Source organism: Streptomyces sp. NPDC017890, from assembly GCF_044328675.1.
Taxonomy (GTDB): domain Bacteria; phylum Actinomycetota; class Actinomycetes; order Streptomycetales; family Streptomycetaceae; genus Streptomyces.
Window position 1 is genome coordinate 158,767 of the sequence record NZ_JBIRHU010000013.1, and the last position, 18,587, is coordinate 177,353.

Sequence of the window (18,587 nt, forward strand, 5' to 3'; positions counted from 1 at the left end):
TGCCGGCCGCCGTGAGGATGTCCGGCGGCCGCCCCGCCGTACGCGTGCCCACCGGCACCGGCAGCCGGCCCGGCAGCCGGCTCCCTCGCTGACGCACCGTCAGGTCGTCGGCGCGGTCACGGGAGCGCACAGCAGGGCCGCGCCGGCCCGGACGAAGAGGCGCCCGCTCCTAACGATCCCTGCCGCAGGCGTACGCCAACGGCGAGACCAACTCCTCCACGTCCGGCAGCCATCGGTTCGCAGGCGTGGGCCGGCACACCCACTGCACAGCCCCCCGCGTCCCGTACCGGGTGGGCGGCGCGGCCACATACGTGCCTTCCCCCAACGCGGCCAGGTCGAGGGACGACGGCGACCACCCCAGCCGCCGCACCAGGTCCGGCACCTTCACCGCGGCACCCGGCAGGACGAAGAACCGCATCCGCCGGTCCGGCGTCAACGTCACCGGCCCGAGCGTCAGCTCCATCCGCTCCATCCGGGCCAGCGCCAGGAATCCCGCCGTCTCGGGCACGTCGATCGCGTCGAACGTCCGCCCCGTGGGGAGCAGGATCGACGCCGTCGGCTGCTTCTGCCACATCCGGCGGGCGACGGTCGCGCTGCCCGTCGCCTGCGTCGCCCAGTCCTCGCGCGCCGGGTGCGCGCCCGGGGCGGCGCACGCCGGGTCCGCGCAGGAACAGCACTGCATCCCGTCACCGGCTTCCAGCCAGGTGCCGGGAAACACGTCCCAGTGGCGCTCCTCGGCATAGCGTACGGCGGTCTCCAGCAGCGACGTACCGCGCTGCTGGGGGATCTGAGCGGCTTCGGTGCCGGGGATGGTCTCTTCCACGTGGAACTCAACTCCCGTGCTCACCGGGGGTTACGGGGGGTTGCGCGCGCGGGGAGGAGCATCGATTCCGCATCCGGGGCGCATGGGTGCATGCGTGGGGGCGCGCGGGAGGATTCGTCACGGGAGCTGGGTAGCCACGTCTGGGGCCGGTACCGACCGCCGCCCCGGCAATCCTCGCAAGCTTCGCAAGTCTCGCATTGTCGGCACATCGACGGGGCATTGATCTGCACGGCGGAACCTCTTCCTCCGCCGGGACCGCACCGAACCGCATGAGACCGCATGGGGGTACGCCATGGCCGCAAGGCCTCTCGTCGCGCGGCAGCCGAACGAACGACTGCAGGCGCTCATTCAGGAAGCGGGCTGCTCGAACGCGGGCCTCGCCCGCCGGGTCAACATGTGCGGGGTCGAGCACGGGCTCGACCTGCGGTACGACAAGACCTCGGTGGCCCGCTGGCTGCGCGGACAGCAACCGCGCGGCCGGGCACCGGCGATCATCGCCGAGGCGCTCGGACGCAAGCTCGGCCGCACGGTCACGATCGACGAGATCGGCATGGCCAACGGCAAGAACCTCGCGTCGGGCGTCGGCCTCCAGTTCTCGCCGACGGTACTGGGAGCCATCGAGCAGGTCTGCGAACTGTGGCGCAGTGACGTCGGGCGCCGGGACTTCCTGTCCGGCTCGTCCGTCGCCGCGTCCGCGCTGGTCGAACCCAGCCGTGACTGGCTGATTTCCGCCCCCGATCCCCAGGTCTCGCGCTCGGCCGGGCCGCGGGTGGGCCAGTCCGACGTGGCGGCGGTCCGGGCGATGACACAGGCGCTGGTGGACCTGGACCACCAGTACGGCAGCGGGCACGTGCGCCCGGTGGTCGTGCACTACCTGAACAGCGTCGTGTCCGGTCTGCTGGCGGGTTCCTACCGGGAGGCGGTCGGGCGGGACCTGTTCGCCACGGTGGCCCGACTGACCGAGCTGGCCGGGTACATGGCCGTCGACACCGGGCAACCGGGCCTCGCCCAGCGGTACTACATCCAGTCGCTGCGGCTCGCGCAGGCGGCCGGGGACCGCGGGTTCGGCGGGTACGTCCTCGCCGCGTCCATGAGCCATCTGGCCGCGCAGCTCGGAAACCCGCGTGAGATCGCGCAGTTGGCGCGTGCGGCGCAGGAGGGCGCGCGCGGACGGGTGACACCGCGCGCGGAGGCGATGTTCCACGCGGCCGAGGCCCGCGGCCACGCGCTGCTCGGCGACGTACGGGCGGCCCACACGGCGGCCGGGCGGGCGGTCGGCGCGATGGAGACGGCCGATCCGGACGCCGGGGACGACCCGGTGTGGATCGCGCACTTCGACGAGGCCTATCTCGCCGACGAGTTGGCGCACTGCCACCGGGACCTCGGACAGGCCGACGCGGCGGCGCGGTACGCGCGGCAGTCCCTGGACGGACACCCCGAGTCGCGGGCGCGCAGGCGGGCCATCGGGCATGTGCTGCTCGCCACCGCGCAGGTGCAGCAGCGCGAGGTCGAGCAGGCCTGCACCACCGCGACCAAGGCCGTGGAACTCCTCGAGACGCTGCGCTCGAACCGGGGCGCCGAGTATCTGGAGGACTTCCAGACCCGGCTGGAACCGTACCGGGAGGAGGCGGTGGTGAGGGAGTTCGGGGCGCGGCTCGACCTGCAGGTCGCGGCGTGAACGAACGGGCCGCGGGCGCCTGTACGGTCGGCAGCCATCGGCGCGGGGAGCGGGAACGCACATGAACAGCGTGCCGCGGCCCGGTTTTGTTACAGCGGTCACAGGGAAGGAGTTGACGCCCGGTGCTGCGTGGCAGTGGGCTCCGGGGACCCGGTAGCGTGAGCCGACGATTCCGAAGGTCCCCCATTCGTAGGAGTCCCGGTGACGCAGAGTGGACAGGGCGAGGAGCCCTCGGCGCGGCAAGCGCACGAAGGCATCGTGCTGCCCTCGGACGGCGGCGAGCCCTTGCTGCCGGGCTCGGCAGGCGGACCCGCCGGCCCGCAGGCCGGACAGCCCGTGCCCGCATCGGCGCCGCCCGGCGGTCAGGCCTGGGACCAGCCGTGGGGCCCCGGGCAGCAGCAGCAACCGTCCCCGGACCAGGGCTGGAACACGCCGCCCGGCGCCCAGCCCTGGGGGTCCCCGGAGACCGCCCAGCCGCCCGCTCCGCACGCCTGGCCCGCGCAGAACGGCCCGGCTCAGGCTCCCGGCGCCCTGCCGCCCCAGGCCGGCCCGGGCCCCCTGCCGCCCGAGGGCGCGCAGGCCCCGGCCTACGGCGGCCCGGCGGCCGGCGGCCACCCCTACGGCGCGCAGCCGCCGTACGCGTCCCAGGCGCACCCGCAGCACGGCCTGCCGCACGCGCCCCAGCCGTCCGCGCCGCTGCCGCCCGTGGACGGGGGAGCCACCCAGTACCTGCCGCCGGTCGGGATGCCCGTGGACGGGGGCGTCACCCAGTACCTGCCGCCCGTCGGGGCACCCGCGGACGAGGGCGCGACGCAGTACATACCCCCCGTGGCGCCGGGAGCGCTGCCTCCGGAGAGACCCGCGCAGACGTCCGCGGAGTCGACGCAGTTCCTGGGCCGGGCCCCGCAGTACTCCGCGCAGCCCGCGCCCGGCCACCAGCCCGCCGCCCCCGCCGCGCCCACCCCCAGCCCCGACGCGGAGGCCACGCAGTACATCGCGCCCGTGCCCGGCGGCCCCGCCCCGGGCCCGTACGGTGCCGCGCCCGGCGGTGACGAGGGGCGGCAGCCGCCCGCCGAGTTCGACAACCTCTTCCGCGGCGCCCCGGGCGCCGACGGTCCGGCCTCGTCCACCCAGCAGATGCCCCGCTTCGACGAGCCGCAGCCTCCGCGCCCCGGCGGCCGGTCCACGTACGCCCCGCAGGGCCCGGGCGGTGGTGACGGCCGACGGCGCGGGCACGACGGCGGTGGCGGCCGGGGTGGCCGCGGCGGCGGGCGGACCGGGTCGCGTCTGCCGCTGCTCGCTGCGGTGGGCGTCGGTATCGCCGTCGTCGGGGTCGGCGCCGGCGCGATGATGGCCGGCGGCGGTGGCGAGGAGGACAAGGGCGCCAACCAGACCGTGTCCGCCACGGCTCCGGCGTCCGAGTCCGCGTCGGCCTCCGCGTCGCCGTCGGTCGATCCGGTCCGGCAGCAGGCCGTGGAGCTGGACAAGCTGCTGGCCGAGAGCGGCAGCGGCCGGACCACGGTGATCAACGCCGTGGCCGACGTGAAGTCCTGCAAGGAGCTGCCGCAGGCGGCCAAGGACCTGCGCGAGGCCGCCAAGCAGCGCGCCGGGCTGGTCACCAGCCTCTCCCAGCTGTCCGTGGACAAGCTGCCCCGGCACACCGAGCTGACCACCGCCCTCACCAAGGCGTGGCAGGCCTCGGCGTCGGCCGACAACCACTACGCGGCCTGGGCCGACCAGGCGGCAGGCAAGAAGGGCTGCAAGAAGGGCCAGGCCCGCGGCACCAGTGAGACCCAGGCCGGCCACCGGGCGAGCGGCACGGCGAGCAAGGAGAAGGCCGTGGCCGCCAAGCTCTGGAACGCCATCGCCACGCAGTACGGCCTGACGGAACGCCAGCCGACGCAGCTCTGACCCGGCCGGGCGGGCTGCCCGACGGTCCAGCGCCCCGCGCCCCGGTCTGCCCCGGGCCGGCGGCTCGCTCAGGTCACGTCGGTGTTCCGCAGGGTGCGGGTGGTGTCCAGGGCGCCCTCGCGGGCCGAGACCAGGCGGCCCTGCCGTACGACCTGGAGGGTGACCTCGGTGTTGACCAGGCGCGGGAAGCCGACCGAGGCCAGCTCGCCCTGGAACTCCCACTGAAGCGGCGGCGTGAGTCCGCCCGTGCCGACCTTCAGGCCGTCGTCGAGGGCTCCGGTGACGGTGTGGGCGCTGACCTCGCCGTCGCCGAGCGCCTCGACGACCCCCTTGAGGACGGTGTACGCGATCCAGGTGGTCTGCACCCCGGCGTCGGCGGCGTCGACGGTGTTGTCACCGAACGCCTCCTTCGCGATCACCTTCTTCATCCCGTCCCAGGCCGGATCGCTCACCGCCGGGTACCAGCCGGTGACGTACGCCCCCTCGTAGGGCCCGGACGCGCCGCCGCTCGCGTTGACGGTGGTCTGGTCGACGCTGCCGAGCACGGTCGCGGTCCGCACCTCGGGGTGGTCCTCGCGGGCCCGCCGGAAGGAGTCCATGAAGGTGCCGGTGCGGTCCCCGAGGACGGGCACCACGCACCCGGGTTCCGCCGGGTCGGTGGTCGTCCGTTCCAGCGCCTGCCCGGACTGGCCGTCGTACTCGGTCGCGTCCTCCGCCGCCCGCTGGTCGTGGGCCCGGCCGTGCCCGCCGGAGGTGAGTCCCGAGTCGAGCAGCGTGGGCAGCTGATCACCCGCGATGGTGTCGGGGCGGACAAGGGTGACGGGCCCGCAGGAGTCGGCGAGCGCGCTGCCGAGACCGGCCAGCAGCGCGGGCTGGCCGCCGTTGACCGGGTAGGACAGCGGGCTGGTGAACTCCGTGTTGGTGAGGCCGTAGCCGCCGAGGTACGGGATGCCGGCGCCCTCCAGTACGGGCAGGAAGGAGTCGGCGTGCTGGCTGTAGGAGCCGACGACGGCGACCACGTTCTCCTTGACGGCGCGGCGGGCGCACTTCGCGGCGGTCACGCTGTCGTTGTGGTCGTTGCAGGTCAGGACGTTGAGCTTGCGGCCGTCGAGGCCGCCCTGGTCGTTGATCCAGCGGGCGTAGGCCCGGGCGAAGGCGGGCATGCCGGGTTTGTTGGTCGCGCCGGTGTCCTGCGGCGCCCAGGTCATGACGGTGATCGAGTCGTCCCCGGAACCCCCCGTGGTACCGGGGACGACGCCACAGCCGACGGCGAGCGACGCGCACGCCACCAGCGCACCCGCCGACAGCGCGCCGGTGCGGGTGGCCCGGGCGCGCCCGCGGGGGCCGCGGAGGAAGCTGCTGCGAGTGGGTCGCCTGCCGGTCATGTACCCGCACGATTCCGCCACACGGCTAACCTGGGAGTGACCTGCGGTCAACGCGTGGTGACGTGGGGGTGAATTGCGGGGGCCGGTGGGGCACGAGTGAAGGGGAACGTACGATCGATGACCGTGCAAGATTCGGAGAACTCTTCTCGTCGCGGCCGTCGCTCCTCCACCATGGGCGGTATGCCACTCAACGACATGCCGTGGTGGCGCTGGCGCAGCCAGGTGCGCTCCGCGCTGCACATGCTTTCCGCCCCCGCCTTCCAGCGGAACGTCTGGCTGGCCGGTGTGGACGGCTACGGAGACGTCACCGACGCGGTGTACCGGCTGGTGGAGGACACCTGGCTGGACCACTGGTCCGCCGAGAAGTACGTGGGCACGGTCTTCCGCGACTCGCAGGAGGCGGCCCTCGTCGACAGCGCCGTGCTGCGCGTACTGCGGATCATGCACCAGGTGGGCCCGGACGCGCAGGTGAACGCGTACCTCGACCACCCGGACTGGCCGGAGGCGGTACGGGCGGCCCGGGACGCGCATGTGCGGCTGGCCACCGGTGACGGCGAGGATCCGGAGACGGAGCCGCGCACGCTCGAGCTGCTGCGGCTGCTGACCCGGTCCGTCTGACGACGCCGTCCGGGTCCCGCCTGTCGGGACGGCACTCGGTCCCAGGGCCCGGATATGGGACCCTGTCCTGCATGAACGAGCAGTCCTCCGCGGCCGTCCCCCGGGCCGCCGCCCCGGCCGACCAGTACGTCCTCACCCTGTCCTGCCCCGACAAGCAGGGCATCGTGCACGCCGTGTCGAGCTATCTGTTCATGACCGGCTGCAACATCGAGGACAGCCAGCAGTTCGGCGACCACGACACGGGACTGTTCTTCATGCGCGTCCACTTCTCGGGCGACGCCCCGGTGACGGTGGACAAGCTGCGTGCCAGCTTCACGGCGATCGGTGACGCCTTCCACATGGACTGGCAGATCAACCGGGCCGACGAGAAGATGCGCATCGTGCTCATGGTCAGCAGGTTCGGGCACTGCCTGAACGACCTGCTCTTCCGGGCCCGGATCGGCGCGCTGCCGGTGGAGATCGCGGCCGTGGTGTCCAACCACACGGACTTCGCCGAGCTCGTCGGGTCGTACGACATCCCCTTCCACCACATCCCCGTGACGAAGGACACCAAGGCCGAGGCGGAGGCGCGCGTCCTGGAGATCGTGCGCGAGGAGAACGTCGAACTCGTCGTGCTGGCCCGCTACATGCAGGTCCTCTCGGACGATCTGTGCAAGCAGCTCAGCGGCCGGATCATCAACATCCACCACTCCTTCCTGCCGAGCTTCAAGGGCGCGAAGCCGTACCACCAGGCGCACGCGCGGGGCGTGAAGCTGATCGGCGCGACCGCGCACTATGTGACGGCCGACCTCGACGAGGGGCCGATCATCGAGCAGGAGGTCGAGCGGGTCGGCCACGACGTCACGCCGGACCAGCTGGTCGCCGTCGGGCGGGACGTGGAGTGCCAGGCGCTGGCGCGGGCCGTGAAGTGGCACGCCGAGCGTCGGATTCTGCTGAACGGGCGGCGGACGGTCGTTTTCGCCTAGTGGCTCGGAGGGTTCTGGTTCGCGGGTGGTCGTCGGCCGCCCGCGCAGGTCCCCGCGCCCCTCGAGTACGTGCGGTGAACGCCCTTCGGAGGTGTGGGGAACCGCGCGACCAGCCCCTACATCCGGCTCAGGCTCGCCGCCGCGAACAGCACGTCCCTGATCGCTTCCCGGTCGCCCACCTGGCCCGCCGCCGCCTCCGCCGGAGGCACGTGTCCCGCGGCCAGCCGGCAGAACTCCACGCCGTCCAGGGCGACATGGGCCACCTCGTGCTCGGCGGAGCCCACCGCGCCGGGGGAGTCGAGCGGGATGAGCCACTCGCCGCCGCCCGAGCCCTCGATCTCCAGCCGCAGGCTGCGGCCCGGCTCGCCCGCCGTGACCAGGTGCGGGCGGGCGCCGGGCGCGGCCGGCCCGGCCCGGCGGCGGGCCGCCAGGACGTCCGGCAGCATGCGGGCCGCGAGGTCGATCATGCGGTTCAGGTGACGTGCGGAGGGCGGCTTGTACGGGTAGTCCACCGCGTCGGCGATGTCCTCGGCGTGCACCCAGCACTCGAAGGCCCGGTCCAGCATCGCGTCGTGCAGCGGCAGCTCGAAGTCGCCGTAGGAGACCGGCATCCGGCCCGCGCCACCGGTGAACGACACCGTCCGGACGATGCCGTGGCTCTGCTCGCGCCAGGGCGCCCGCACCGCGCGGGTCGGCGGGTAGTGCGAGGCCCGCCAGTACGCCTCCGTACGGCCGGCCGGGGTGGGGGTGGGCGTGGTGATGTCGCCCAGCGGGTCGGCGAGACCCAGGGTGAGCGCGACCAGCCCGTCGACGGTCAGCAGGTGCGCGATGACCCCGGCGACGGTGGTACGGCGGCTCGTGGCGCCGTCGGCCTCGAACCAGCGCAGCCGGACCGGCGCGTGCCATTCGGCGTCGCCGATGTCCTGCAGCAGCGCGTCCAGCCGCGCGGCCTCGGCGTCGTAGGGACCGGCCCACTCGGGTACCGGGATCCGCGGCGGGCGCCGCTCCAGGCAACCGTCCAGGACGCGGGTGCGCAGAGCGGGGTCCAGGTCGAGGCTCTCCGGCCGCTGGAGCAGCCCGACGGCCTCGCGCAGCCGCAGCGCCTCGTCGGCGCAGGCGTCGCACTCACCGAGATGCTCCTCGACGGCGGCGGCCTCGTCCGCCGAGCAGGCGGCCAGCGCCCACGCCCCGAGCAGCGACGTCAGCACCTGATGCTCCAACGCGACCGGCCCACCCGGCACCGCATCGGGCCGGGCCCGGCGACCGTCCTTCCCGTCGTGCGCCTCCTTCATGCCGCGCCCCCGTACCCCGGCGGAGCCCCGGGCGTGTCCGGGGCGGCGGCTTCGCGGGCGGTGGACAGGAGCTGGAGGCCCAGGCGGAGGCGGCGGCGGGCCTCGTCCTCCGTGACGCCCAGGTCGGCGGCGGTCTGGCGGTAGTCGCGGCGCTGGAAGTAGGCCAGCTCCAGGGCGGCGCGCAGCGGGGCCGGCATGGACTGGACGATGTAGTCGGCGCGGGCGGCGACCGAGGCGTGGCGCACCTTGCTCTCCAGCTCCTCGGTGGTGCCGGGACCGCCGCGGGCGAGCGCGGCAGTCTCGGTGGCGCGCAGCCGCTGCACGGCCAGGCGGTGGGTCAGCGTGGCCAGCCACGTGCGCAGCGGGCCCTGCCGGGGGTCGTAGGCGTCCGGACGCTCCCAGACGTGCGCGAAGACGTCGCGCGTGATGCGGTCGGCGGCCCGCTCGTCACCGAGTACGCGGTGGGCGAGGCCGTGCACGAGTGAGGCGAACCGGTCGTAGAGCTCCCCCAGGGCGGCGGCCTCGCCGCGTGCGAGCCGCTGCTGCATCTTGCGGTCCCACCGCAGTGGTACGTCCCTCTTCGTCATGCGGCCCCTTCACCCCCTGGCCGGTTTCCTGCCCGATCCGTCGTCGTGCCCGGTCGGTCCATGGTCGTTCCACCCGGTGCCGGTCTCCAGGCTGTGGCCATCGTGTCCCCGAATGTAATCGGCACGTCCGACACCGCACGCCCCTTTGTGCCAATCCACGCCCCCGGCGGGCCGCAGGTGGTAAACGCTCCGGTCCGCCTCCCCTACCCTCTACCGTGCGACCGGATTCGATTGTTTTCGATCGAACGGGATCGAAAACGTCTGAAACAAGCCACTCCTGACCGAGCCCCGTTTCCGGCCGGGCGTTTGCGGGAACGGCCGGTGGGCAGGTGCGCGCCCAAGAAGCGTAAGCACGGCTTCCGTTTCAGGTGGTTCCGGACGTTCCGACGAATGAAGGGCATGGTGGTGACGTTCAACGTAACCGGCGGCGAGCAGGGTCAGTGGGCCGTGCTCCAGGTGTCGGGCGAACTGGACCTGGTGACGTCACCGGTGCTGCGGCAGCGCGTGCACGACGAGGTGGCCGAGGGGCGGCACAGCCTTGTCCTGGATCTCTCCGAGGTCCTCTTCTGCGACTCCAGCGGGGTCGGCGTACTCATCGCCTCCCGGCGGCTCATCCGCTCCTGCCAGGGCCGGCTGCGGCTGATACTGCCGGCCCAGGGTGCCGTCGACGGCTCCCACGTCAACCGCGTCCTCGGCGCGCTCGGGGTACGCCGGCTCTTCGACGTCCACCCCGATCTCGCCTCGGCGACCGGCGACGGGCCGCGCTCGCTCTCCGCGTAGATCCCGCCCGCGGCCGCATCCCGCGTCGTACGCTCCGAGCGAGACGCAGACCACCGACACCGACGTGAGGCGGCGGGAGAAAACAATGGTCAACAGCGAGTACGAGCGCAGGATCGCCGCGAGGTTCGCCACCTTCGACCAGGACGGCAACGGCTACATCGACCGCGCCGACTTCAGCGGAGCGGCCAAGGCGCTGCTCGCCGAGTTCGGCACCACCGCCCGGTCCGACAAGGGACAGGCCCTGTACGCCGGCGCGGAAGCGCTCTGGCAGGGCATGGCGGGCATCGCCGACCGGGACGGCGACCAGCGCATCACCCGCGAGGAATTCGTCACCGCGGCGGTCAAGCGGCTGCGCGACAACCCGGACCGGTTCGCCGAGATCGCGCGTCCCTTCCTGCACGCGGCCCTGGAGGTCGCCGACACCGACGGCGACGGGGCCGCCACCGTCGAGGACGCCGCACGTGTGCTCACCGTGCTCGGCGTGCCCGGGGACACCGCCCGGTCGGTCGCGGCCGCGCTCGACGCGGACGGTGACGGCAAGGTGGGGGAGGCGGAGGTCGTCCCGGCGTTCGCCCGCTACTTCACCGTGCCCGAGTGACGCGCCCGCGCCCGAGAGACCGTGCCCGAGCAACCGCGCCCGAGTGACGCGCCCCCGGGCGACGGGTCCGCCCCGTGGGCGCCGGCGGCGTGACGGGTGTCGCGGATCGTGGCAGGGGGGCGTCACGGAGCGTTGATACCGGGTTGTGTCCGCCGCGTGACCGGTCACGGCCCGGAGTCGGTGCCACACTCCGGTACCTTGTGTGGGATGCGAGTGGTCCCGAGCGCCAGCCGTGCCGGAGTTGCCCCTGGGGCGGCTCCGGAACCGGCGGTGTGCGCCTTGCCCCGCAGGGTGGAACGGCCGTCGGCCGCCACCTGTTCGACTTCCCGGAACGAGCGTCGCACAGTATGCCGCACCGGTACTCCTTCGCGCTGGAATATGCCCGAAGCGCTTGTTGGCGTGACTGTACGTCAACCATGCTGTGCCGAAAGGGATTCACGTTCCGTGACCCGTGACCCGGCCGTTGTTCTGGCCATGCAGAGAATGGCTACGATCGTGGCCCTCATGTGGCGCGAGCCTTTGTGTCCGCCGGTTCGGATGGTGTGAGCGGTGCAGGTGCTTCAAGTGCAGCTGGAGGTCCGGCCCGACCCCTCGGAAGTGGGGCGTGCGAGGCGGTGGGCGCGCTCGCGTCTCGCCGGGGCCGGGATACGGGCGGACGAACCGATCGCCGAGACGCTGGTCCTGCTCGTCTCCGAACTCGTCACCAATGCCGTGGTGCACACCGGCCGTTCGGCCGTGCTGCGGCTGGTGCTGCCGGGAACGGTCACCGAGGAGACCGAGGAGGCCACCGTCCGCCTCGAAGTGGACGACACCAGCGACCGGGCGCCGGTGCCCCGCTGCGTGAACGGTGAGGCGACGGGCGGCCGGGGTCTGGCCCTGGTCGACGGCCTCGCCGACCGCTGGGGCTGGAGCCGGGAGGGCACCGGCAAACGCATCTGGTGCGAACTGGACCGCTGCAGCGAACGCGAGGAGACCGCGCCGCCCTGCGGGAGCGGCGGCGGCGCGGTGGCGTACGACGGGTTCGCGTACGAAGTGGTGTAGCGGCGGCGCGGGATGCGCCGGGTGCGCTGAGAGCCCTGCTCGCTCCGGGGCCGATGCGGCAGTGCGCCGGGCGTGCTTCCGTGCGCGTCCCGCACGAACGGAACATAAGTGATGAATCGCCCTGAGTCGGTTGACGGATCGTGACCGTCTCCTCACGCTTGTAGGCAACGATTCGCCGCGAGGGGACGACGAGGGCCCGGTGACGGAGACCTCGACGAGCGTGGGTCGTGATTCGGCGGCGGTTCCCTCGGGGGCGACGGGAGCCGGGCGGGAGCGCCGGAGTCGGGTGGCGGCGCGCGCGGTGCCATGCTCGGGGCGGACAGCGCCGCGCCGCCGTTCCGGCGATTTCGAAGAGGGTGCCGAAGGCGCCGCTCACTGTCCACAGGGTGTGGACAACTCGGCCCGGAAGGTCCGCCGGTACGCGGTCGGCGTGACCCCGAGCGTCGCCTGCAGATGCTGCCGCATCGACTGGGCCGTGCCGAAGCCCGCGTCGCGGGCCACCTGGTCGACGGAGAGCGCGGTGGACTCCAGCAGGTGCCGGGCCCGTTCGACGCGCTGCCCGGTGAGCCACTGGCCCGGGCTGACACCGACCTCCTCGCGGAAGCGGCGGGTGAAGGTGCGTACGGACATCGACTCCTGGGCGGCCATGTCCCGCAGCTGGATCGGCTCTTGCAGGCGGCCGAGCGCCCAGGTGCGGGCGTTGGTCGTGGAGGACTGCTGCGGATCGGGCACCGGCCGCTCGATGTACTGCGCCTGCCCGCCGTCGCGGTGGGGCGGCACGACGGTGCGGCGGGCCACGTCGTTGGCGACGGCGGTGCCGTGATCCCGGCGCACGATGTGCACGCACAGATCGATCCCGGCCGCGACCCCGGCCGAGGTGAGCACGTCGCCGTCGTCGACGAACAGCACGTCCGGATCCACCCGCACCTTCGGGAACAGCCGCTGGAAGTGCTCTGCCGAGGCCCAGTGCGTCGTCGCCGGCCGGCCGTCGAGGCACCCGGCGGCGGCCAGGACGTACCCGCCCGTGCAGATCGCGACGAGCCGGGTGCCGGGCCGGACCAGCGCCAGCGCGGCGGCCAGCTCCTCGGTCAGCACCCCCTCCTCGTACACCGGGCCCAGCTCGTAGGAGCTCGGGACGACGACCGTGTCGGCGGTGGCCAGGGCCTCGGGGCCGTTCTCGACCAGGATCGTGAAATCCGCGTCGGTGCCGACCGGACCCGGCGGACGGACCGAGCAGGTGACGACCTCGTACAGCGGGCGCATGCCCTCGCCCCTGGCGCGCCCGAAGATCCGCTGCGGGATGCCCAGTTCGAAGGGGAGCAGGCCGTCGAGAGCGAGGACGACGACGCGGTGCGGCCGGTGCGGCGGACGCGGCCGGGGCGGGCGGTACGTGCGATCGGACGGCATGGCCCGATCCTAGCGAACCATGTCCTTCGGGCCACTCGATCGGACGGGCCCCGCGCCGGGAAGCTCATGGACATGACCCAGACCACCGACGCCGCCGCGGCATCCGCGCCCGGGCCGGGACCCGCCCTCCCGCGCCGCCGCGGCCGGGTGCACCGCGCCTGGTGGGTCGCCGCCGTCACCTTCGTGACGATCATCGGCGCCGCCGCCTTCCGCTCCCTGCCCGGCATCCTCACCGACCCGCTCCAGGAGGACTTCGGCTGGTCGCGCGGCACGATCGGCGCCGCCGTCTCCGTCAACCTCGCGCTCTACGGACTGACCGCCCCCTTCGCGGCGGCGCTCATGGACCGCTTCGGCATCCGCCGCGTGGTCGCGGTCGCCCTGATCGTGATCTCCCTCGGCTCGGGCCTGACGGTGTGGATGGACTCCGCCTGGCAGCTGATCCTCTGCTGGGGCCTGCTGGTCGGCCTCGGCTCCGGCTCGATGGCGCTGGCCTTCGCCGCCACCGTCACCAACCGCTGGTTCACCGAGCGCCGCGGCCTGGTCACCGGCGTCCTCACCGCCGCCGCGGCCTCCGGGCAACTGGTCTTCCTGCCCCTGCTGTCCTGGATCGTGGAGACGTACGACTGGCGTCCCGCGGCCGTCACCGTCGCCCTGGCCGCCCTCGCCGTCGTCCCCTTCGTCTGGCTCCTCCTCCACGACCACCCGGCGGACGTGGGGCAGAAGCCGTACGGAGCCAAGGAGTTCGTGCCCAAGCCGCCCCCCGTGCCCGGCGCCGCGCGCCGCGCGCTCACGGTGCTCCTGTCCGCCGTCCGCACCGGCCCGTTCTGGCTGCTGGCCGGCACCTTCGCCATCTGCGGCGCCTCCACCAACGGCCTGATCCAGACCCACTTCGTGCCCGCCGCCCACGACCACGGCATGCCGCTGACGGCCGCCGCCTCGATGCTCGCCGTGATCGGCGTGTTCGACGTGGTCGGCACGGTCGCCTCCGGCTGGTTCACCGACCGCTTCGAACCGCGCCGCCTGCTCGCCGTCTACTACGCCCTGCGCGGCGTCTCCCTCCTCTTCCTCCCGATGCTGCTCGCGCCCAGCATCCACCCGCCGATGGTCTTCTTCATCGTCTTCTACGGCCTCGACTGGGTCGCCACCGTCCCGCCCACCCTCGCCCTGTGCCGCGAGCACTACGGCGACGACAGCGCGATCGTCTTCGGCTGGGTCCTCGCCTCCCACCAGATCGGTGCCGCCCTCGTCGCCTTCCTCGGCGGCGCCGCACGCGACCACTTCGGGTCGTACGACGTGGTCTGGGTCGCGTCCGGCGCCCTGTGCGCGGCGGCGGCGCTGATGGCACTGGTGATCCGGCGGCACGCGGCTCCCCGGTCGGATTGAATGGCCCGATGGTCCAGACACGTATGCGCACCCTCGCCCCCTCCCTCACCGAACCGCGTGGACACGGGCTCCACCTCCGGTCCTGGGACGCCGCTTGCGACGCCGACGTGGAGACGTGGCTGCGCGGACACCTCGACCCCGAGTTCCGGCGCTGGAACACACCGCTGACACTGTGGACGGACCTCAGCGGCGCCCGGGAGTCGCTGAGGGCACGGGCGGGGCAGGCCGCGGAGGGCAGGTCCGCGTCGTTCCGGATCACCGACGCGGAGAGCGGTACGCCGCTGGGTCACATCGGCTTCAACGAGATCAACCAGCCGCTGAAGCTGGCACGGGTCGGCTACTGGGTGCTCCCCGAGGCCCGCGGCCGAGGCGTCGCCACCCGCGCCCTGCTGCTGGTGTCGCGCTGGGCCTTCACGGAACTCGGCCTGCACCGCCTGGAACTGGGCCACGCGGACGGTCACGACGCGTCCTGCCGGGTCGCCGAACGCGGCGGATACGCCTACGAGGGGACGATGCGCGGGGCGATGTGGGAGGCCGGCCGGCACGACGTGTTCCGGGACGCGCACCTGCACGCGCGGCTGGCGACGGACGAGGAACCGGCGGGGTCCGGCGACGTGCGGTGAGCACCGCTCACGGCCACAGCGACCGTGTGCTCCAGCCGCCGTCCTCCGCCCGCCGGTAGACCAGCCGTACGTGGCGGCGGCGGGCGTCCCCCTGGAAGAACTCCACCTCGTCGGGGAGCAGCCGGTACAGCGTCCACGACGGAACGGGAGCGTCCGGCTCCTGACCGGCCCGCTGCCAGGCCGCCTCCGACGCGCGGGCCAGTTCGTCCGGCGAGTCCAGTTCCGCGCTCTGCCGGCCGGTGAGGGCGGCGGCCAGGGCGCCGGTCGACCGCGCGTGCAGGTCGGCCTGCGCCTCCGCGGCCGGGGCGACGGCGACCGGGCCGCGCAGGCGCACCTGACGGCCCAGCACCGGCCAGTAGAGGACGAGGGCGGCGTACGGGCGGGCGGCGAGGTGGCGGCCCTTACGGCTGTCGGCGTGCGTGGCGAAGGACCAGCCGTCCGCGTCCGCACCGTGCAGCATCACGACGCGTACGTCCGGCAGGCCCGCCGCGTCCGACGTCGCCAGGGACATCGTGTGCGGCTCCGTCTGACCGGCCGCCACCGCGTCGGCGAACCACCGTGTGAACAGGGTCAGGGGGTCGCCGGGCGCGGTGGCCGGGTCGAAGGGCGGCAACTCGGTGACCGCGGGATCCCACACCCGCAGTGACCTCAGCAGCTCGTGAAGGTCGGTTTCCATGCACCGATTGTCACGGTGCCGCGGGCGCCGCGGGTGCCGCGGGTGCCAGGGATGCCACGGGTGCCAGGGATGCCACGGGTGTCAGGGTGCCCCGGGTTCACACCGAGCCGAGGTCGGAGGAGACCCAGCGTTCGGGCCGCATGCGGACGATGACCTGATCGCCGTGGTCCGCGGAGGCGAAAGCGACGTAACCGTCGACCTTGTCGGCCGGGAGGTAGCGGGCCGCCAGCTCCCGCAGATGCTCCTCGGTGGCGGTGACCGTCTCGACGACCGGTCCCTCCACCGACACGTACCGGATGGTGGGCTCCAGCCGGTCGACCATCAGGGAGAACCGGCCCGCCGCCTTGATCAGCTCGTTCTTGCGGCTGTCCAGCCCGGTCATGATCCACGCTTCGCCGCCCGGCTCGTACTGGTACCAGATCGGCACGGTCAGCGGGGCACGGCCCGCTCCCGCGTCGACCGCGAGCGCGGCGACGTGGGGTTCGGCCAGGAACTTCTCACGCTCTTCGCGGGTCAGGGCCATTCCGGTCTCCTCCAGCGGTACGGGCGTCGATGTGGGCACAACACCGGCCGGGCGGCCCGCTGTTCCCGTTCGCCGGACATCCGCCCCACGTCCGTGAGGACAGGCGCCCGGGTCGGCACGGAGGCGGCGAATCCGGCCGTGTGGCGGACGGCGGCACGGCACGCCCTGTGCGGCGGTCCCAGGCGACAGTCTGCACGGGCACCGGCGGGTGCGCATCCCGGGTGGGCCGGCCGCGCGGGTGCGGCCGGGCGTCCCGCCGTGTCACCGGCGGCTGCGCGTGCCGGAGCGGTCGGGGCGGTCGGCGGATGCCGTGCGGTGGGGAGCCGGCCGCGGTGGGGCCGGACTTCGAGGCGCTGGTCTTCGTGCCGACGCGGCAGGAGGGCCGGGACACGGCCGCCGAGTCCGGGCGGGCGGTCGGCGGTGGGGCGCAGGCGCGGCGGCTGACGTCGGCACCGGTGACGAGGCACGCGGTGCGGGACCGGCCGCTGCCGGCGTGACGCGGAGTGTGGGGGGCGCGGGGCGGCGCAGATGACAGGTTCGGCTGCTGGGCGCGCTACTTGGCGGGCTTCTTGCCGGTGACGCCCAGGTACGTCAACAGGGCGAGGTGCGGCCGGAGTTCGGCCTGCTTGACGCCCCAGGAGGTGAACCCCTTCTGGTGCGAGGCGGCGGCCGCGAGCATCACGACCAGTGAACCGGCGATCGCCGCGGGGTTCAGGTCCTTGTCGACCTTGCCCTTGGCCTGCAGTTCGGCGACCGAGTCCGCGAGGGAGGTGTTGACCGAGTTCAGGATCCTCATGCGGATCTTGGAGAACCGCTTGTCACCCTCGGCGGCGCCCAGGTCGACGACGCGCAGGATCGCGTCGTTCTTCCGCCAGAACTCCATGAATCCGTCGACGAGTTCCTGCGCCGTCTGCCAGCCGGCCCTGCCGGTCCACGAGCGGCCCGCCGTCAGCTCGGCCAGCCCGGAACTCTCGGCGGCCATGCGCTCGGCGATCTCCAGGACGGCGCCCTCGACGTCCGGGAAGTACTGGTAGAAGGTCGCGGGCGACGTGCCGGCCTTGCGGGCGACATCGATGACTTTGACATCGCGATAGGGGGAGGAGCTGAGCATGTCGCTGAGGCAGTCGAGCAGTTTCTGCCGGGTCGCCTGCCCACGTCGACCGGCCACGCGGCCGTCGACGGTACGCACTTGTCCTGTCATGCCGTCAGCTTACCGACGGGTGATCCGAGCGCGATTCGGCCGACTGCAAATGGGGTGCGCGTGCGAAGAGAGACTGGTGTGCCTGGTCTGCGCGGTGCGGACGGCGCGGTTACTTTGACGGCATGGCCGAAAACGGTGCATCCGCGAAGCGGACATCCAGCGACCCGTCCGCGTCACCCTCACCTCCCTCCGCGTACCCGGAGGGCGCCCCCTGCTGGGTGGACGCGCAACTCTCCGACGTAGCGGCCGGCAAGCGCTTCTACGGCGAACTCTTCGGCTGGACCTTCGAGAAGGCGTCGCGGGGCGCGGAAGGCGCGGAAGCGGAAGGAGGGACCGTGTGGGCGCGGCTGGACGGTGATCCCGTCGCCGCGCTGTCCCGCAAGACGGACGGGCGGATGCCCACCGTGTGGTCCGTGTACTTCCACACCCCGGACGCCGCGGCACTGGCCGAGCGGATCCGGGCCGCCGGCGGGCAGGTCGTCACCCCGCCGCACCCGGTCGGCGACCTGGGCACCACCGCGCTCGCCGCCGATCCCGACGGTGCCGTCTTCTGTCTCTGGCAGCCGGGCCGCCACCCCGGCTTCGGACGCCGGCGTGAGCCGGGCACCTTCGCCTGGGCCGAGCTGTACACCCGGGACACCGGGGCCGCCAACACCTTCTACGGCGACCTCTTCCGCGACGCCCTCTTCGGTCCGGACGCCTCCCCCGACTTCGGCCGCGCTCCGGTCTCCGACGTCTTCTCCGCCGAGATGCCGCCGCACTTCCTCGTCCACTTCCTGGTCGAGGACTGCGAGGCCGCGCTCGGTGCGGTGGCCCGGCTCGGCGGGCGGGTGCGGGTGCCGCCGTTCGAGACGTCGTACGGGAGGGTGGCCGTGGTCTCGGACGGCCAGGGGGCGTCGTTCGCGCTGCTGCAGCGCTGAACGGTCCGCAAGGGCCGAGTCGCCGCCGCGTCCTCTACCCTTTTGCCCGGGACCGTGACCGGACATCCTGATTGTCCTCAGGTTCGCCACCAGCGCCCGGGACAGGAAGAATCGGGGTGCGTGGCGCCACGGAGGTGCGGTGGTGAGACGCTGCACTTCGGTCGCGTACATATGTG

Annotated in this window: 19 protein-coding genes; 11 read left to right on the forward strand and 8 right to left on the reverse strand. The window is 73.2% G+C overall.

Going from position 1 to position 18,587, the window contains the following annotated elements; translation table 11 throughout:
* Positions 1-169 precede the first annotated feature (169 nt).
* Positions 170-823 carry a bifunctional DNA primase/polymerase gene (locus tag ACH4F2_RS19030; protein ID WP_398133858.1) on the reverse strand — a complete coding sequence of 218 codons (654 nt, stop codon included), beginning with the start codon at positions 821-823 and terminating at the stop codon, positions 170-172.
* Between the two features lie 292 nt (positions 824-1,115).
* Here ACH4F2_RS19030 and ACH4F2_RS19035 point away from each other — a divergent pair, with 292 nt between their 5' ends.
* Entirely contained in the window at positions 1,116-2,501 is a 1,386-nt protein-coding gene (locus ACH4F2_RS19035) for a transcriptional regulator (protein ID WP_398133859.1), read from the forward strand.
* A gap of 201 nt (positions 2,502-2,702) precedes the next feature.
* Positions 2,703-4,412, forward strand: a complete 1,710-nt coding sequence (locus ACH4F2_RS19040; protein WP_398133860.1) for a hypothetical protein — start codon at positions 2,703-2,705, stop codon at positions 4,410-4,412.
* Between the two features lie 68 nt (positions 4,413-4,480).
* Here the strand turns inward: ACH4F2_RS19040 and ACH4F2_RS19045 are convergent, their stop codons facing one another.
* Positions 4,481-5,797, reverse strand: coding sequence for an ABC transporter substrate-binding protein (locus tag ACH4F2_RS19045; RefSeq protein WP_398133861.1), 1,317 nt, complete (start codon positions 5,795-5,797; stop codon positions 4,481-4,483).
* Between the two features lie 117 nt (positions 5,798-5,914).
* Between ACH4F2_RS19045 and ACH4F2_RS19050 the strand changes: the two genes are divergently transcribed.
* Both ACH4F2_RS19050 and purU read left to right on the forward strand, forming a co-directional pair.
* Positions 5,915-6,415: a hypothetical protein gene (locus ACH4F2_RS19050; protein ID WP_398133862.1), complete on the forward strand. Its 501-nt coding sequence runs from the start codon at positions 5,915-5,917 to the stop codon at positions 6,413-6,415.
* Between the two features lie 71 nt (positions 6,416-6,486).
* Positions 6,487-7,380 (forward strand): formyltetrahydrofolate deformylase, encoded by an 894-nt coding sequence (gene purU / locus ACH4F2_RS19055; RefSeq protein WP_398133863.1) that lies wholly within the window; start codon positions 6,487-6,489, stop codon positions 7,378-7,380.
* Between the two features lie 116 nt (positions 7,381-7,496).
* Here purU and ACH4F2_RS19060 read toward each other — a convergent pair whose 3' ends face one another.
* Together ACH4F2_RS19060 and ACH4F2_RS19065 are read right to left on the reverse strand one after the other, a co-directional pair.
* Positions 7,497-8,672 (reverse strand): zf-HC2 domain-containing protein, encoded by a 1,176-nt coding sequence (locus ACH4F2_RS19060; RefSeq protein WP_398133864.1) that lies wholly within the window; start codon positions 8,670-8,672, stop codon positions 7,497-7,499.
* The gene (locus ACH4F2_RS19065) at positions 8,669-9,259 is read right to left on the reverse strand and encodes a sigma-70 family RNA polymerase sigma factor (protein WP_398133865.1); all 591 of its coding nucleotides are present in this window, start codon (positions 9,257-9,259) and stop codon (positions 8,669-8,671) included. Before ACH4F2_RS19065 ends, ACH4F2_RS19060 begins: the two co-directional genes overlap by 4 nt.
* 399 nt (positions 9,260-9,658) lie before the next feature.
* Between ACH4F2_RS19065 and ACH4F2_RS19070 the strand changes: the two genes are divergently transcribed.
* The 3 genes from ACH4F2_RS19070 to ACH4F2_RS19080 all read left to right on the forward strand — a co-directional run bounded on the left by ACH4F2_RS19070 (position 9,659) and on the right by ACH4F2_RS19080 (position 11,678).
* On the forward strand, positions 9,659-10,039 hold the full coding sequence (locus ACH4F2_RS19070; protein WP_398133923.1) for an STAS domain-containing protein: 381 nt from the start codon (positions 9,659-9,661) through the stop codon (positions 10,037-10,039).
* An 85-nt stretch (positions 10,040-10,124) separates the two neighbouring features.
* The gene (locus ACH4F2_RS19075; RefSeq protein ID WP_398133866.1) at positions 10,125-10,637 is read left to right on the forward strand and encodes an EF-hand domain-containing protein; all 513 of its coding nucleotides are present in this window, start codon (positions 10,125-10,127) and stop codon (positions 10,635-10,637) included.
* Between the two features lie 564 nt (positions 10,638-11,201).
* The gene (locus ACH4F2_RS19080; RefSeq protein WP_398133924.1) at positions 11,202-11,678 is read left to right on the forward strand and encodes an ATP-binding protein; all 477 of its coding nucleotides are present in this window, start codon (positions 11,202-11,204) and stop codon (positions 11,676-11,678) included.
* Positions 11,679-12,050: 372 nt separating this feature from the next.
* Here the strand turns inward: ACH4F2_RS19080 and ACH4F2_RS19085 are convergent, their stop codons facing one another.
* Complete coding sequence (locus ACH4F2_RS19085) at positions 12,051-13,085, reverse strand: GlxA family transcriptional regulator (RefSeq protein WP_398133867.1); 1,035 nt, start codon at positions 13,083-13,085, stop codon at positions 12,051-12,053.
* Between the two features lie 72 nt (positions 13,086-13,157).
* On the opposite strand from ACH4F2_RS19085, the gene ACH4F2_RS19090 reads away from it, so the two are divergent.
* Together ACH4F2_RS19090 and ACH4F2_RS19095 are read left to right on the forward strand one after the other, a co-directional pair.
* A complete protein-coding gene (locus tag ACH4F2_RS19090; RefSeq protein WP_398133868.1) occupies positions 13,158-14,468 on the forward strand; it encodes an MFS transporter in 1,311 nt (436 codons plus the stop codon).
* An 8-nt stretch (positions 14,469-14,476) separates the two neighbouring features.
* On the forward strand, positions 14,477-15,091 hold the full coding sequence (locus tag ACH4F2_RS19095; RefSeq protein ID WP_398133869.1) for a GNAT family N-acetyltransferase: 615 nt from the start codon (positions 14,477-14,479) through the stop codon (positions 15,089-15,091).
* A 7-nt stretch (positions 15,092-15,098) separates the two neighbouring features.
* Here ACH4F2_RS19095 and ACH4F2_RS19100 read toward each other — a convergent pair whose 3' ends face one another.
* Positions 15,099-15,767 (reverse strand): pyridoxal 5'-phosphate synthase, encoded by a 669-nt coding sequence (locus tag ACH4F2_RS19100; protein WP_398133870.1) that lies wholly within the window; start codon positions 15,765-15,767, stop codon positions 15,099-15,101.
* Positions 15,768-15,864: 97 nt separating this feature from the next.
* Positions 15,865-16,290: a pyridoxamine 5'-phosphate oxidase family protein gene (locus ACH4F2_RS19105; protein ID WP_398133871.1), complete on the reverse strand. Its 426-nt coding sequence runs from the start codon at positions 16,288-16,290 to the stop codon at positions 15,865-15,867.
* Positions 16,291-16,622: 332 nt separating this feature from the next.
* Here ACH4F2_RS19105 and ACH4F2_RS19110 point away from each other — a divergent pair, with 332 nt between their 5' ends.
* Positions 16,623-16,787 (forward strand): hypothetical protein, encoded by a 165-nt coding sequence (locus ACH4F2_RS19110; protein WP_398133872.1) that lies wholly within the window; start codon positions 16,623-16,625, stop codon positions 16,785-16,787.
* Between the two features lie 56 nt (positions 16,788-16,843).
* On the opposite strand, the gene ACH4F2_RS19115 is transcribed toward ACH4F2_RS19110, so the two are convergent.
* Complete coding sequence (locus tag ACH4F2_RS19115; RefSeq protein WP_398133925.1) at positions 16,844-17,479, reverse strand: TetR family transcriptional regulator; 636 nt, start codon at positions 17,477-17,479, stop codon at positions 16,844-16,846.
* A 134-nt stretch (positions 17,480-17,613) separates the two neighbouring features.
* On the opposite strand from ACH4F2_RS19115, the gene ACH4F2_RS19120 reads away from it, so the two are divergent.
* A complete protein-coding gene (locus tag ACH4F2_RS19120) occupies positions 17,614-18,411 on the forward strand; it encodes a VOC family protein (protein WP_398133873.1) in 798 nt (265 codons plus the stop codon).
* The last annotated feature ends 176 nt before the right edge of the window (positions 18,412-18,587 follow it).